Genomic DNA, 15683 nt, shown 5'->3' with positions numbered 1-15683 from the left:
GTTAAATATTATTTCTTCAAAAAGTACAGATCACTATGAAACTGCATAAAATTTACAGCGCTACATATCATGTTAAAGCAATAGTTACCGCCTTGCTGTTTTTGGCAGGCAACCTCGCGTGTCAGGCTCAAAATTCCGATAAAACCGAGCGAAAACAATTATTTGATTATAAATGGAAATTTTTTCAGGGAGATACAGCATTGGCAAAATCGAGAGATTTTAATGATATGAGTTGGCGGAGCCTTGATTTACCGCACGATTGGAGTATCGAAGGCAAAATAAGTCCTAAAAATCCCATGGGGGGTGCGGGGGGATATTTCCCGGCAGGTATTGGCTGGTACAGGAAAGCCTTCAAAGCGCCAAGCGAATGGAAAGGCAAAAAAGTTTCCATTTACTTTGAAGGAGTTTATATGAATTCTGAGGTTTTTATTAATGGAAAATCACTTGGAATTTACCCTTATGGCTATTCGTCATTTAGCTATGACCTTTCGCCTTTTTTGGATTTTAATAATGAAAATGTAATAGCGGTAAGGGTAGATAATTCGCAGCAAGTAAACAGCAGGTGGTACAGTGGCTCAGGTATCTATCGCCACGTTTGGATGATGGTTACCGATGCTGTGCATATAGCAGAGTGGGGAGTTGCAATTACAACCCCTGATGTGTCTCCAAAAAAAGCAACCGTTCAAATTAAAACATTGGTAAAAAACGAAAGTGATTTGCCTCAACGTATTGTTCTTAGCACCTGGTTACACGATGCAAATTCTAAAAATGCAGGAAATAATAAAATAAAGGTTGAACTGGCCGCGAATAGTGAGAAAGAAGTTGCTCAAACTATCATTATAGCAACTCCCCAGCAATGGACACCGGAAACGCCCCGTTTATATGATGCTCAAATACAGATCATAAACAATAAAAAAGTAGTTGACCAAACGGAAACAAGTTTTGGCGTACGTTCTATAAAGTTTACACCTGAAAATGGATTTCAGCTTAATGGCAAAACAGTAAAGCTCAATGGCGGATGTGTGCACCATGATAATGGCTGCCTGGGCGCTGCCGCTTTTGACCGTGCAGAGGAGCGTAAGGTAGAGTTACTCAAAGAAGCGGGATTTAACGCCGTAAGAACTTCTCATAATCCCCCTTCCGAGGCTTTTTTAAATGCTTGCGACAAGTTAGGCCTATTGGTTGTTGATGAATCGTTTGATTGTTGGAAGGTGGGAAAAAACAAGCAGGATTATGCTCAGTACTTTACTCAGTGGTGGAAACGCGACTTAGATGCCATGGTTTTACGCGATCGTAATCACCCTTCAATTGTAATGTGGAGCATTGGTAACGAAATAGTGGAAAGAGGTAGCCCAGGAGCAGTAGAAACAGCCAAAATGCTTGCAGATGCTATAAAAAAGATAGATGCTGTTCGCCCGGTTACATCCGCTATTGTGGATAATGGCAAGGACTGGGCAACTCTTGATTCCCTTATGGCCGCCCATGATGTTGGTGGTTATAATTATCATTTGTGGAGTGCGGCTTCTGATCATAAACGGGTGTCTTCACGAATGATCGTTCAAACGGAGTCGTACCCCAAGGATGCATTTGCAAATTGGAAGCTGGTAAAAAACAACAATTATGTTATTGGGGATTTTGTTTGGACAGCTATGGATTATCTCGGAGAATCGGGGATAGGCCGTTGGTACTATTCGGGCGACGTGCCTGGCGAACACTGGGAGCATGATTTTTTCCCCTGGCATGGCGCCTATTGCGGCGATATCGATTTGATAGGATGGAGGAAGCCGATTTCGCATTACCGCAGCCTGTTATATAATAATGCCGAAAAGCTATACATGGCCGTTCGTGAGCCTGAACCATCTCCCCTCGAAATTAAAACAACATGGTGGTCGGTGTGGCCGACCTGGGAAAGCTGGACCTGGCCGGAGTATGTGGGAAAGTCCATTACGGTAGAAGTTTATTCAAAGTATCCTAAGGTCCGTCTTTACCTCAACAACAAACTCATTGGCGAAAAGCTAACGACAGAAGAACAGGAACATAAGGCGGATTTCAATGTGCCTTATTCTCCTGGTCAGCTTAAAGCAATCGGAGTAGATAAGGATAACGAAATTGAATCAACCGTTTTGCAAACGTCCGGGAATGCTGCAAAAATCAAACTAACTGCTGATCGGAAAGAAATAGTAGCTAATGGGCAAGACTTGTCATATGTGACAATAGAACTAACAGACGCGAACGGCATACCGCAACCCAACGCTGTGAACTGGCTGCAACTAAAAATTGAAGGGCCTGGTGTAATTGCAGGCGTCGCCAATGGGGATATGAAAGACACGGACTCATATGTTGGAAATACGCATAAAGCCTGGCACGGACGTGCTTTGGTTGTAATTAGAAGCAATCACGATGCCGGTGATATTAAATTGACGGTTGGTTCAGCTGGTTTATCCGGGGCTACTTTAAATATCAAAGCATTTTCTGGAAAAAGCAACTAACACAAAACGCAGGGTTCTTTGGTGGTCAAAAAAACTGCATCGATTACGAAGAATCCTGCCACTGTAATTTAAATCAAAAGATAATACAATGAAAAAATCTTTAATAATTGGTGCTATATTATTGTTTTCGTTAAATCTCTTTGCGCAGTTGCCGTATCAAAGTCCCAAACTAACTTCCGAAGAGCGAGCTAAAGATCTGATATCCCGCCTGTCGTTACAAGAGAAAGCTGCCCTGATGTGCGATCAGTCAGAGGCTATTCCCCGTTTAGGGTTAAAAAAATTCAATTGGTGGAGCGAAGCTTTGCATGGCCTTGCACAAAGCAATGGGGTTACTGTCTTCCCTGAACCGATTGGGATGGCGGCATCATTTAACGACAAACTTGTTTACCATGTATTCGACGCCGTTTCTGATGAATTTCGTGCCAAATACAACCAATCAAGAAAAAATAGTGAAGAAAATCGCGCGTTTCTAAGCCTTTCTGCCTGGACGCCCAACATCAACATATTTCGTGATCCGCGCTGGGGCCGTGGACAGGAGACGTATGGCGAAGACCCTTATTTAACCTCGCGTATGGGCATTTCGGTTGTAAACGGCCTTCAGGGGCCTGCTGATTCCAGGTATAAAAAGCTGCTTGCCTGTGCCAAGCATTTTGCTGTTCATTCAGGTCCGGAGTGGAGCCGGCATACGTTTAACCTCAGTCAGGTGAACCCGCGTGATTTATGGGAAACCTACTTGCCAGCGTTCAAATCGTTGGTGCAGCAGGCCGATGTCCGTGAAGTAATGTGTGCTTATCAGCGTTTGGACGATGAACCTTGCTGTGGCAGCACCCGTTTGCTTCAGAAAATACTTCGCGACGACTGGGGTTTTAAATATTTAGTTGTTTCTGACTGCGGGGCGATAGCCGATTTTTATAGTAATCATAAGGTTTCATCTGATGATGTTCATGCTGCTGCCAAAGGTGTTTTAGCCGGAACCGATGTTGAATGTGGATTTGGATATGCATTTGGTAAACTTCCCCAGGCTGTGAAAAAAGGGTTAGTAACCGAAGAGGAAATAAATAAACATTTGACGCGGGTTTTAGTTGGTCGTTTTGACTTGGGCGAAATGGACAGCGACTCACTGGTTTCTTGGTCGAAGATTCCCATATCGGTAGTAAATTCAAAAGATCATCAGAAACTGGCGCTCCAGGCGGCGCAGGAATCTATTACCTTGTTACAAAACAAAAAAAGTATTCTTCCATTATCCAAATCAATAAAAAAGATAGCAATAATTGGCCCCAATGCCGATGAAAAACCTATGATGTTGGGCAACTACAATGGTTATCCGGCAAATACCATTACCGTTCTGCAAGGCATTAAATCCAAACTCGCTGATGACAGGATATTTTACGACAAGGGCTGCGACCTTACCGAGGATATGATAACCGAAAGTATTTTTGAAAGATGTTTGGTTGAGGGTAAAGCAGGGATAGGGGCCACCTATTGGAATAATAAAGAATTTAAGGGGGAGGCAGTAGCATATGATCAGATTGTTAACCCAATACAGTTAACAACGGCAGGCCAGCATCAATTTAGCGCGGGGGTAAACCTTAAAGGATTTTCGAGCAAATACGAAACTGTTTATAAAGCTACAAAATCCGAAATGTTAGTTTTTAAATTGGAGTATGCCGGAAAATGCCAGGTAGTTGTTAACGGCGATACAGTGTTAAATAAGGAATCTTATCAGGCTGTACCGTCCAGGAAACCTTATCAGGTCGAAACGGGAAAAGAATACAAAATTGAAATCAGGTTTTCGGCGATTTTTGAATGGGTAGATGCCAGTTTAAAACTAAATATTGGCAGGGAAATACCTGTTAACTATGATGATTTGATAAGTAAACTGAAGGGAATAGATGTAGTGGTTTTTGTAGGCGGCATTTCGCCAAAATTAGAAGGTGAGGAAATGGCAATACAAATCCCGGGCTTTAAAGGAGGCGACCGTACGGATATTAATCTTCCTGCCTCACAACGTAAGTATTTGCAGGCGCTGAAAAAAGCAGGTAAAAAGATTGTATTTGTAAATTGTTCTGGTTCTGCTATCGCGTTAATGCCCGAAACCGAAAGTTGCGATGCCATACTACAAGCCTGGTATGGAGGGCAATCGGGCGGACAGGCGGTGGCCGATGTCATATTTGGTGACTATAATCCATCGGGAAAGCTGCCGGTTACATTCTACAAAAGTTCCGACCAATTGGGCGATTTTGAAGATTATTCCATGAAAGGAAGAACATACCGGTTCATGAACGATGCCCTTTTCCCTTTCGGCTATGGATTGAGCTATACAACTTTCAACATTGGAGAAGCCCGGTTTAATAAAAACTCTATAAAGGCAGGTGAATTGATTGTATTGACAATTCCCATGTCAAATACCGGTAGACTGGATGGAACCGAGGTAATACAGGCTTATGTGCGTAAAGTAAACGATGTTGAAGGCCCGTTGAAAACGCTGCGAGGATTTAAACGTGTGGAAATACCGGCAGGAAAAGCCCGGCAGGTTTCCATTGACTTGAATTCTTCTGCTTTTGAGTTTTTCGATTATGGTCAGCAAAAAATGACGGTTACCCCAGGAGAATATGAAGTATATTATGGAACCAGTTCGGATTCAAAAGATTTAAAAATGGCCAGGATTTCGATTGGGAAATAAAACCGGAAACCATAATAGATTGGTGTTCCTGGCTAATCTAAATATTAGTTTTCACTTAATAATTGTTCGTCTAAATAAGTATTTCATTTAACTTGGTTCTGTATTAATTTTATATAGCACAGAACCAAGTTATTATGTTAGATCAGATTATACACGGCTGGAACGTTGCCACGTATGGCTTTTGAATAAAAACAGGTTTGTTCAGCTCCCTCAATGATACGTTTAGCCAATTGTGGATCGGTACCGTTGGAACCGGGCGATGAAAGTTAATGTCTAATTTACCGTCTGAACTGCGTAGTGACTCGCCAGTTAAAAGTCACTATGCAGAGCATGGCTTAACTCAATACCAAGACTATTCGGTTTAAGCTATTTAATTATACCTGTTAAACTTCACCCTGATGAGGCTGTACTTATTATCTTTTTGCCGCTGGAACTTGATATAAGCATTTTTTGGGTTCATGAATCCAAATCCATAATCACCACCGCCGGTGCCTTCATCACCATTCAATCTCCTGGTAGTAACCCACTTTCCATTTTCGAAATATCCCTCATCTAAAAATTCGACGTCAAATAATGGTTTTTGAGGGTCGGGAGTGATTGGTTCGAGCTTAAAACTCATGTCCTTTCCAATTACCACAAATTCATCAGGACCGTTGGCAATGATAATCCCTCCGGCAAATCTTGCTTTAGAATTTCTGACACCAACGGCAATATTTGCCATTTCGGAATTAGACACTCCACCGAACAAAGCCTGGATATGGTATCCGTTAAGGTCAAACCGCTGTTCACGTTCAGCTGTATCCAGATAAATTCCTGCCATTGTGCCCTTGCCACGATTTTCGAGTATTTTATCCTTCGCCAGATTAAGTACTTCGTATGTTTTGCTGATCTCATCCTCCTCGGCAGGTAAATCATCTATTCCAAACGGAGAAAAACAGATGGCATTCAATTGTCCATAAGCCCAGAACGCTTCGCTGGCAGACTGCGCTCCGGGACGGATTTCGGGGATAAATAGCGGGTTACCCGGCCGGCTATATTGTTCCAGCGTAAACCGGGCAACTTTTGACGGAACATAGATATCGGGAGAAATAAAATCTATTGAAGGGGCGACAGCCCGCCATACGTCGAGCGTATGAGGGACGGGGCCTCCGCTTGGGTACTTGCCGGGATAATTAAACGAAGGTTGTTTTATCCAGGCATTAACATACATCGGAATTGGGTACTCGCTCTTCCCTGCAGCTGCAACGGCCCCTACATATTTTGCATAATGATATACTGTAAATAGCTCTTCCGGCAGATAAGATAATACAGATGCATCCTTGGTATCAGACCTGCTTTTACCAAATACACCCTCCCATGAACCGGTCGTTTTGTACCCGTTAGCTTTCCAGGCACTATCCAGTTCAGGCTGCAGCCTCGCTTTGTTGTCAGATAGATATTTTATCAGATCTGCTGGAACGCCATGTTCGTATTCTTCATTGGCAAACTTTCCGTAGTCACGGGGAGATTTAAACAAACCTATCTCATTTTCAACCTGCATGGCAATAACCGTCTGGTATTTGCTGTCAACTTCCTTTATATGACGCATCAGCGTTTTGAATGCCTTTGCATCTGCGTTCTGCGATGCAGGGTACAAAGCTGAAAGCATTTCATAGGAATTTCCTTCTTTGTCTTTGGCCCTGGGATATTTGGCAGTATTGTTTTTTATCCAGGCTGGTACATATGTTGAATATCCATTTTTCCAGCTCCCAAACCATAAGATGACGAGATGAAGGTCTTTTGCCCTCGCACCGTGGATCATACTGTCTACCAATGTAAAATCAAATTTTCCCTCTGATGGTTCCAGCAATTCCCAGTAAACCGGCGCAATCACGGTATTTAAATGTTTTTTCTTCATTTTATCCCAAAGCGGGGTCATATAAGACACACTGGATGTGCTTGAGTTATGAAGTTCGCCCCCTAACACCAAAAAAGGTGTCCCTTTAACAATCAGTTGCTTGAGAGACCCTTTGGTTTCCAGATGTGGTATGGCAACATTTTGGGCAAATGCAGGCACCATCAATAGTGTAAATAGAGCAACAGCCCAGGTTTTCTTTAACATCATGATCCTTTATAGTTTGTTTAATTGGTTATGGCAGGTTAAAGATAAAAGTAGTTCCTGTATTTTTTAATTGTTTGATTGTTTTTCTGACAGTTCTTTCAGCCTGATTAACCAATCCCGAAGATCTTTACGAACCATATTAGGCGCAAAAATTTTCTCCATTTTTGTTTTAGGTCCATTTTGGGATTCGTCTGAAATAACCTTGCAGCCTTCTTTGGTTGGGATAATCATCCATGCATTGTAAATGGTAATTTTTTTATTATCGGTTTCCCCCAGCCAGGCTACGTTATAAGGAGGTTTGAATTCCTTTATAGTTGACGTGAATTTACCTGCCGGGTGCCAAATAAAAACACTGGATGAATTAAGCTTACCATCAGGTGAATTTAGCAGCTTAATACCTTCAGCTTTTTTGTTCAATTCTGGCCATTTGGCAGCATGGATGAAAATATCCCAAACTACTTGAGGCGAAGCTTTAATGTCTATTTCGTTGTGGATGAAAAAATCAGATTCTGCTGGTTTAAACCCTGCCGGCCAGTTGATTTTATCGGAATAAGGTAAACTTGACTGAACTACTTTTTTGTGTGAATAACATGAGGAAAGTAGCAATGACATACTGGTTAAACTAACCAGTATAAATAATTTTGTTGTTTTCATTGTGTGGGATATTTGATTTTTACTTTATTACGATTTAACACTTGCGAGATTCTTTTTGATCTTCATCATTATACTATCAGGGACAAAACTTGACAGTTTGGAGTTAAACCAGTTTTGAAAGCCTACTACTTTTTTTCCCTTTCCCGATAAAAGATGTTTCACACCTTGCGCTGCCACTTCTTTGGGATGCATTGGCTTGGTTTTATGAAGATTTGTAGATTGCATCTTATCTGTGGTAAAGCCGGTGTCTACCGTGCCGGGGTAAAGCGATGTAACGGTAACACCAGTGCCGTCTAATTCGGCATCAAGTGTTTCACTAAATGCCTTTACAAAAGCCTTGGTGGCAGAGTAAACAGAAAAATACGGCATTGGTAAAAATGCAACCACCGATGCCACATTCATAATTCTGCCAGACTTGCGGCTGACCATATCTTTTGCAAAGAGCTTAGTAAGTACTACCAAACTGGAAATATTTAATTCAATCATGCTCAGTTCTTCTTCCAATGACGTTTCAATAAAATTGCCATAGTTGCCTACACCTGCATTATTCACCAGGTGGGTTACTAATAAATTTTCCTGTTGCACCTTTTTGTAAAGGTCTTTAGCAGCATTTACATCAGAGAGATCTGCAACGAAATACTGAACCAGTATGCCATACTTGTTTGTTAGTTCAGTTTGCATTTGCTGCAATTTGGTTTCGGTGCGGGCAACCAATATCAGGTTCAAGCTTTTGGCTGCTAATTGATTGGCCATTTCGTAGCCTATACCGGATGATGCGCCGGTGAGCAATATGTATTCTTTCATGTGGATTAAAATTTATGTTAGTGTTTTTTTTAATTTAAAATGTGTTATTTAATCAGGTTCTTAAAGCGTTTTTTTTACAGTTTTCTAATTGATTTACTATAAATCATCTTCAATGCTTGGCGGTATCAGTTTATACATTACCGGCGTTACGATCCTCGAAAGAATGGTAGAACTGATTAGCCCGCCAATCAATACAATAGCTAATGGCGCTATCAGCGGATTGGGATTCAGGGCAATAGGCAGCAAGCCACAGATGGCCGTTATGGATGTAAGCACTACCGGCAGAAAGCGGGTTTCGCCGGCCATACTGATCGCCTCATCAATACTATGTCCTTCCGCACGTAACTGGTTGGTAAAATCTACCAGCAACAGCGAATTCTTTACCTGTATACCCGAGAGTCCAATGAAACCAATAATGGATACCAAAGACATGGGGTTACCAGTGAAGAGCAGGAATACCACGCCGCCAAGAACTCCCAGGGGTATGATTGATAGCACAATAATGATCCCTTTAAAGGTTTTAAACTGCAGCAGCAGGACACCAATGAAAAGAAAGGTACTTAATATGATCACCGACAGGAAATTACCACCAAGCGCATCACCTTCTGACTCAGCCTCGCCGGAAAGCTTGTAATAATAACCCTGCGGCATCTTTAATTTATTTAACTGCGGAACAACGTCTTTGAGAATATCATTGGCCAGTACATGCTCTTTAGTGAGGGAAGTAACCTTGGCAAAACGTGATTTATTAAAGTGATTGATCGCAGTGGGTGAAGTTTCAAAAGAGATCGTAGCGATCTGGTCTACCAGCACCGGGGTGCCCTGCACATTATTGACATAAAGTTTTTTGAGTGCATTTAAATTGGAAAACTTGTCCCTGGGCATGGTGATCACTACGTTACGTGAATCGCCCCGGTCATCAATATAATCCCCTACGGTTAACCCCGCAACGGCCATACGGATCACTTTGTCCACATCACTGGTCAGGACACCCAAAGTACGGGCCTTCTCCTTATCAATCTTTATTTTAACATCAGATTTATAGGTATTCAATTCGTTATTGACGAAGAAAGTGCCTGGATGTTTCTTCAGGATCTCTTCCACTTTAAATGAAAGGGAGCGTAATGTATCCTGGTTCTCGCCAAATACCCTTACTACAATATTCGCTTCAATAGGTGTTCCCTGTTCAAAATCCTTTATTTCGATCCTGGCATAGGGGAAGTCTTTAAACTTCGTTCTCAACTGTTTAATCAGATCTGTTTTTTCTTTAGGTTTAGCTTCTTCATCCAATTGGACAAATACCTGGGCAAAATCAGGTTTTACATCCTGCTGATGAACATTATAATAGATCTGTGGGTTACCTTTACCCACGTTTGAAGTGTAATAAACAATCTCTTTATGTTTTTTCAATTCCCCCTCTACCAGTTTAGTTGCCCGGTCACTTTCCGGAATGTCTGCCTGTAGCGGCATTTTGATATTGATCAGGAACATCGGTTTTTCCGACGTTGGAAAAAGCTTGAACCCCGTTAATGTGAACAGGAAAAAGGCAAGCCCGCTCAAGGCTAATGATATCCCGATAGTAGCTTTAGGCCATTTTAAGGCAAGCGGCATAACACGGCTGTAAGATCTGGTCAGAAACCTTTGCAGGTGTTTTAAAAAGAAGTTACCCTCGCCATGGGTATGGGTTTTTAACATCCGGCTGCCCAGGAAAGGTACAAGCGTCAAAGCTACGATCATGGATGCCAAAACGCTGGTCATGACGGCCATGGGTAGGCTGCGGATAAATTCACCGGCCATGTCGGGTAAAAAGGCCAGGGGCAGGAATGCGATAACCAGCGTGGCTGTACAGCCAATAACTGCGATACCGATCTGTTGCGTTCCTTTGAATATGGCATCTGTTCGCGAATGACCTTCCCTGAGCCAGCGTTCAATGTTCTCTACCACCACAATACTGTCATCCACCAGCAATCCCAAAGCCACTACAAGGCCTACGATGCTCAGCTGGTTTAACGAATAGCCCAGTAAGTTCATGGCAATTAGGCCCAGGGCTAAGGAAAGCGGGATGGAGATCATTACGATGAGCGATGCCCTGAAGCCTAATGGAAGCAGGGTAATAACCACCAGCAAGATGGCCAATCCAAAGTCAAAGCCCAAATGGCCTAAACGCTCGGATACCATATTGGCCTGGTCGAAGTTTTTGACCATGTGGATATTCTCCGGCAGGGTTTTGCCAAAAGCTTCCAGTACCGGTAAATATTCTTTCTGAACACCGGCTATATTCACATTGTCTTTCATGGCAGCCGTAACCAGCACACAACGGTGCCCGTTTATCCGGGTGATGTGGTTGACCGGACCGTCCTTATAACTTACCGTGGCTACGTCTTTCAAATAGATAATCTTACCATTGGCATTATAAATCACCGTATTGGCCACATCATCGGTGTTTTTGAATTTACCGCTGGTTTTAACGTTAAACACTTTGCTGTCCAGGTTAATGCTGCCTCCGGGAATATCTGCAGCCTCGCTTTGCAAACTACCCATCACCACGTTAAGCGGTATTTTTAATTGAGCCAGCTTATCCAGCTGCATATCAATGCGGATCTCCTGCTCGGGCATACCAAAGTATTTCACCTCTTTCAGGTTGGTAATTTTCTCTAACTGTGTTTTTAAGATGTCTGCTTCGTCCCGCAGCATTTTACCGGAAGCATTGTCAGATACAAGGGCCACCTGTATTACCTTTACATCTGAGGAGGAAACCTTTTCTGTTTTGATCAGGTAAATATCCTTCGGAAGTTCGCTGTTTTTTAAAGCATTGATCTCTGTGGATATTTCCTGGTATTTATTATCTACATCCACGCCGTATTTGAATTTAGGCTGGATAACCGCTACGCCGTCTTCTACGGTAGTCAGGATCTTTTCAATATTTTCCAGTCCATAAATTTTGTTCTCGATAGGCTTTACCACCTGTTCTTCCATATCCTTCGGACTGGTGCCTGGGTAAATAACCGTAATGATATATTGTGGCGGATGGGTGGTCGGGTCTTCAGAACGGGGCATGGTAAACAGTGTCAGCACGCCGACTACAGCCACCAAAAGAAATATGATCAGGGTGAACTGATAATTCTTAACGGCAAAATTTGTGATTTTCATGGCCTTACTTAATGATTTTAATAAAAGACTGTTCGTTGAGGTAGGCACTGTTGGAAACTACGATCTGATCTATACCGTCCAACTTATCCTTCAGATAAACATTTTCATTATCGAACTTCAAAATGCTGACCGGCACCCGCTTCACCCGGTTTAATCCTACGGTCGTAAATACAAATCCTTTGTTGCCGTCGGCCTCTACCAGCGATGCATAGGGAATAACCATTACGCTTTCATCCTGATGGGTAGCTATTTCGGCTTTGCCAAACATGCCCACGGCGGGCTTTACGCCGTTTAATTGTAACTTCAACTCGATCTGGAAAGAGCCCAGTTCGCGGTCTGCCGCCTGAGACTTACGGAATACCGTGGCGTCAAAAATTTGACCGGAATAACCGTCGAGCGTTACTTTAGCGGTTTGTCCGGGCCTAATGAGTGCCCATTCCCGGTCGGTCACACCCACTTTAAGAGAATAACTGTTATGTTGCTCGGTTGAATTGATGAGCAGAACCGGCGTCCCTTCTGCAATTACTTCGCCTTCGTTCGCTATTTTCTTGCTTACAAAACCGTCAGATGCAGCGTATATTTTAGAGTAGCGCTCATTGAAGGCTGTTGCTTCTCTTGCCTTTTTGGCAACATCCAAAGCTGTTTTGGTATTCTGCAATTGTTCCAAAGTGTAAACACTGTCTTTGTAAAGATTCAGTGCCCTGCTATAGTCACGTTGTGCCTTTTCTACACCCAAACTGGACTGTGCTAAACCTGCCGAGATTTCCGTAGAGTTGAGGGTCGCTAACAATTGTCCCTGTTTAAAGGACTGCCCTTCCTGTACCAGGATGCGGCTGATCACACCGCCTATCTTAAAAGCATATTTGGCTTCATCTTCCGTACTGACCAGGCCGGTGGCCGTAACGCTGTCGGGCACGCCTAAAACAGATACCTTGGAAACCTTAACGGAAATAATATCCGGTTCGCCAATAGGGTTTTCTTCTTTGGATTTTTCTTTGCAGGAGGCAACTACAATAAGGGTAGCTGCAACAAGGCTGAGTAATTTTATTTTTTTCATGATTGTTTGTTTTTTTAAGGTATTCAAGAGCCCTTCGGGGTTTTTCATGATGGGTTTTTATTGAATGGTGAAACTGGCATTAGCACGTTCGATCGCAGCATCTGCGATCCAGGTGTCGTAAAGGGCAATATTGGCATGAAGCTGGGCATCGATCCATTGGTTCTGGGCATCCAGCAATTCGATGTAGATCGCCATTCCCTGTTTGTATAGCTTCAGCATATCACCGTAATAGGTCTGACTGGTTTTTAATTCGGATTGTGCCGCCTCGTATTGCGCAATGGCGCTTTGCATACTTGCCTGACGTACCTTTAGCTCGGTAAGCAACTGCTGCTGTACGTAATCGGTTTGTGAGGCCAGGGCCYCGCGGTCGGCAATCGCCTGCTTCACGCGGTAATTGTTTTTACCTGAAGAAAACAGGTTCCATTCCAGGGAAATCCCAAACAAATAATAACGGCTGTTACTGTTAAACTTCCAGTCGAATGCTTGAGAACCCAGATCGATAAAGGTTCCTAACTTGGGGACGATATAGGACCTGGCAAGCCCGGTCAGGTTGCCGTTAATATCTTTAGCTATCCGTAATTTTGATAACTCTTCTCTGCCGGTAACGCTGTTTCCCAAGCTTTGGTCCCTGGCAGGCAGTGTTTTAATATCGTCTAAAAGTACGCTATCTGTAAGCGGGCGGTTAAGCAGGAAGTTAAAATAGTAGCGTGCTGATTCTGCTGTTTTCTGTGCCCCAATTAATGAAGCATTGATCCTGGATACTTCGTTCTGGCTTCTAAGCACAACGGTTCGGTTTACCTTGCTGTTTTCATACAGTTTGGTATTGATCCTTTGCCCTTCATCAACTAAGCGAAGTGAAGATTCGTAAATACCGGTGGCGTACACGGCTTTCTGGTAATTGTAATAAGCCGTTTTGATTTCTTTGACCAGTTCGCGCTTATAGAGCAATACCTCGGCTTTTTGCAGGTCTACCTGCTGCTTTTTGATCCGCTTGTTATAGATCAGTTCCGCATTCAGGATGGGAAGTGTTGTACGGAACTTGGCATCATAAAAATTATCCGGGTTAAGCTGGATCTTTTGGTTTTGCAGCTGAGGAAAAGCGTTAGTACCCGTCAGCTGGTTCAGCGTGGCGTAAACTCCGTTAAACAGGTCGCCGGTTGGGAAATCTATCGTACGCCCGCCATCGGCTTTGGTATAGGTCGTCGAAAAAGTTACCTCCGGCAGGAACATACTTTTGGCTTCCTTGAGTGCATAGACATTCTTTTCAAGCACAAAGTTTTGTTGCTTGATACTTTCATTGGAGGCAAGGCCTTGCTGGATATACTCATCCAGTTTGCCCTGGGCTTTTGCAAAGGGTGCAGCCAGTAAGGCCGACGATAAAAGCAAAAGTTGATAAAGTGTTTGATTTTTAAATTTCATTTTTAATCATTGTTTTAAATTTAAACAGTGTTCAATATATTTATAAAAAAAAGGCTAGCTTTTTTCGAGCAGGGCCACAAAAGACTCATATCCGTTCTGCATCAGCTCTTCGTTGGTTTTACCAACAAAGCTTGTGTTGCGGTGCTTACAGAAAAGGGCGCTGATGCCATGCACCACGGAAATGATCAGGAAGGTAAAATATTCCGTATCCATATCCTTGAATTTGCCTTTCTGCTGGCATTCCTTTACCATTCCCTGCATATAACTGATCGTCTCCTCAGCAATCTGGAACCCCTCAGGCAGCGAATCTTTCACCGGTTCGTCAACAATGAACATCAAATTATAATAATCTTTGTTCTCCTGCGCAAATTGAATAAAAACGCGGCCGGAAGCCTTTAACCGCTCGAAGGGGTCGCCAACCTTGTCCAGTACTTTTAACTGGTTCAACAACAGGCGAAAACCTTCTTTATGCAATTCGTGGAAAATTTCGCTTTTATCCTTAAAATAGAAATAAAGCGAGCCCGGACTATAACGGATCTCCTGGGCAATACTGCGCATGCTGGCCTGTTCATAGCCCTTCTCCAGGAATATTTTGCGCGCACCGTCAAGGATGCGTTTGTGCATTTCCTGCTTCTCTTCCAATTTTCTTTCTGCTATGCCCATTCTAAATTACTAATTTACAAATATTAAGATTGCCGGTCATGTGACCAAGTTCCGTTGCGGTTTTCTACTTAATTCTACATCCCGGGCTAACCAATGCTTTTTTTATGATGACTTGATTTAATGTTAAACCGATACAAATGTATTGAACAGCGTTCAATGAAACAAAAATATTCATCCATTATTTTAAAAGCTGACATTAAAAACAGAAATGTTGGCCAATGAAATTTGGGCATTTGTAAAACAACCTGACATATAACCTATTTTTTTATTAATAACCCTAAAACGGTGATTAAGACTTACCCGTCACGATGCGATAAATGTGTTAATCCCCATTTGTGAATTTCATTAAGCATTGGTAACGTTGTTTGCCCCAATGGCGTTGTACTGTACTCAACAGTTGGAGGTACAGTAGCAAAGATTTCCCTGCTTACCAGGCCATCGCGTTCCAATTCTCGTAATTGTGTGGTCAGCATGGTTGGCGATATACCTACAATTTCTCTTTCAAGCACCTTAAAACGTTTCGGGCTTTGATTAAGCAATGCATTCAGAATTCTTAATTTATACTTTCCACTCAACAAACTCACAGCATGATTGACCGGGCAAATATTTTCTTTGTTTACACCAGATTTTAATTTACTCATTATCAGTATTACTACAGTCTTA

General features: G+C 42.6%; 10 protein-coding genes. 2 read left to right on the top strand and 8 right to left on the bottom strand.

The genetic code is table 11. The annotated features are described in order from the left end of the window. The first annotated feature begins 35 nt into the window (after positions 1 to 35). Complete coding sequence (locus AC1DO4_RS22730; RefSeq protein WP_477419858.1) at positions 36 to 2489, top strand: glycoside hydrolase family 2 TIM barrel-domain containing protein; 2454 nt, start codon at positions 36 to 38, stop codon at positions 2487 to 2489. A gap of 88 nt (positions 2490 to 2577) precedes the next feature. After that, the gene (gene xyl3A / locus AC1DO4_RS22725; protein ID WP_477419857.1) at positions 2578 to 5172 is read left to right on the top strand and encodes a xylan 1,4-beta-xylosidase; all 2595 of its coding nucleotides are present in this window, start codon (positions 2578 to 2580) and stop codon (positions 5170 to 5172) included. A 370-nt stretch (positions 5173 to 5542) separates the two neighbouring features. Here the strand turns inward: xyl3A and AC1DO4_RS22720 are convergent, their stop codons facing one another. The 8 genes from AC1DO4_RS22720 to AC1DO4_RS22685 all read right to left on the bottom strand — a co-directional run bounded on the left by AC1DO4_RS22720 (position 5543) and on the right by AC1DO4_RS22685 (position 15661). After that, positions 5543 to 7276, bottom strand: a complete 1734-nt coding sequence (locus AC1DO4_RS22720; protein WP_477419856.1) for a GH35 family beta-galactosidase — start codon at positions 7274 to 7276, stop codon at positions 5543 to 5545. A gap of 63 nt (positions 7277 to 7339) precedes the next feature. Further along, positions 7340 to 7927 (bottom strand): SRPBCC family protein, encoded by a 588-nt coding sequence (locus tag AC1DO4_RS22715; RefSeq protein WP_477419855.1) that lies wholly within the window; start codon positions 7925 to 7927, stop codon positions 7340 to 7342. A gap of 27 nt (positions 7928 to 7954) precedes the next feature. Further along, positions 7955 to 8731 (bottom strand): SDR family NAD(P)-dependent oxidoreductase, encoded by a 777-nt coding sequence (locus AC1DO4_RS22710; protein ID WP_477419854.1) that lies wholly within the window; start codon positions 8729 to 8731, stop codon positions 7955 to 7957. Between the two features lie 96 nt (positions 8732 to 8827). Then, positions 8828 to 11881 (bottom strand): efflux RND transporter permease subunit, encoded by a 3054-nt coding sequence (locus AC1DO4_RS22705; RefSeq protein WP_477419853.1) that lies wholly within the window; start codon positions 11879 to 11881, stop codon positions 8828 to 8830. Between the two features lie 4 nt (positions 11882 to 11885). Further along, the gene (locus tag AC1DO4_RS22700) at positions 11886 to 12938 is read right to left on the bottom strand and encodes an efflux RND transporter periplasmic adaptor subunit (RefSeq protein ID WP_477419852.1); all 1053 of its coding nucleotides are present in this window, start codon (positions 12936 to 12938) and stop codon (positions 11886 to 11888) included. 57 nt (positions 12939 to 12995) lie between these two features. Continuing rightward, positions 12996 to 14357 (bottom strand): TolC family protein, encoded by a 1362-nt coding sequence (locus tag AC1DO4_RS22695; RefSeq protein WP_477419851.1) that lies wholly within the window; start codon positions 14355 to 14357, stop codon positions 12996 to 12998. Positions 14358 to 14411: 54 nt separating this feature from the next. Beyond that, positions 14412 to 15020, bottom strand: coding sequence for a TetR/AcrR family transcriptional regulator (locus AC1DO4_RS22690; RefSeq protein WP_477419850.1), 609 nt, complete (start codon positions 15018 to 15020; stop codon positions 14412 to 14414). A gap of 296 nt (positions 15021 to 15316) precedes the next feature. Continuing rightward, positions 15317 to 15661 (bottom strand): winged helix-turn-helix transcriptional regulator, encoded by a 345-nt coding sequence (locus AC1DO4_RS22685; RefSeq protein ID WP_477419849.1) that lies wholly within the window; start codon positions 15659 to 15661, stop codon positions 15317 to 15319. Positions 15662 to 15683 lie beyond the last annotated feature (22 nt).

The organism is Mucilaginibacter sp. P5_A6, from assembly GCF_056400585.1.
Note: the sequence above shows the minus strand (reverse complement) of the source record. Positions and strands in the feature narration are given on the sequence as shown.

Bases quoted from the DNA above. Each gene is read 5' to 3' on its own strand.
- AC1DO4_RS22715 (WP_477419855.1), bottom strand. From the start codon at position 7,927: ATGAAAACAACAAAATTATTTATACTGGTTAGTTTAACCAGTATGTCA.
- AC1DO4_RS22710 (WP_477419854.1), bottom strand. From the start codon at position 8,731: ATGAAAGAATACATATTGCTCACCGGCGCATCATCCGGTATAGGCTAC.
- AC1DO4_RS22700 (WP_477419852.1), bottom strand. From the start codon at position 12,938: ATGAAAAAAATAAAATTACTCAGCCTTGTTGCAGCTACCCTTATTGTA.
- xyl3A (WP_477419857.1), top strand. From the start codon at position 2,578: ATGAAAAAATCTTTAATAATTGGTGCTATATTATTGTTTTCGTTAAAT.
- AC1DO4_RS22685 (WP_477419849.1), bottom strand. From the start codon at position 15,661: ATGAGTAAATTAAAATCTGGTGTAAACAAAGAAAATATTTGCCCGGTC.
- AC1DO4_RS22705 (WP_477419853.1), bottom strand. From the start codon at position 11,881: ATGAAAATCACAAATTTTGCCGTTAAGAATTATCAGTTCACCCTGATC.
- AC1DO4_RS22730 (WP_477419858.1), top strand. From the start codon at position 36: ATGAAACTGCATAAAATTTACAGCGCTACATATCATGTTAAAGCAATA.
- AC1DO4_RS22690 (WP_477419850.1), bottom strand. From the start codon at position 15,020: ATGGGCATAGCAGAAAGAAAATTGGAAGAGAAGCAGGAAATGCACAAA.
- AC1DO4_RS22720 (WP_477419856.1), bottom strand. From the start codon at position 7,276: ATGATGTTAAAGAAAACCTGGGCTGTTGCTCTATTTACACTATTGATG.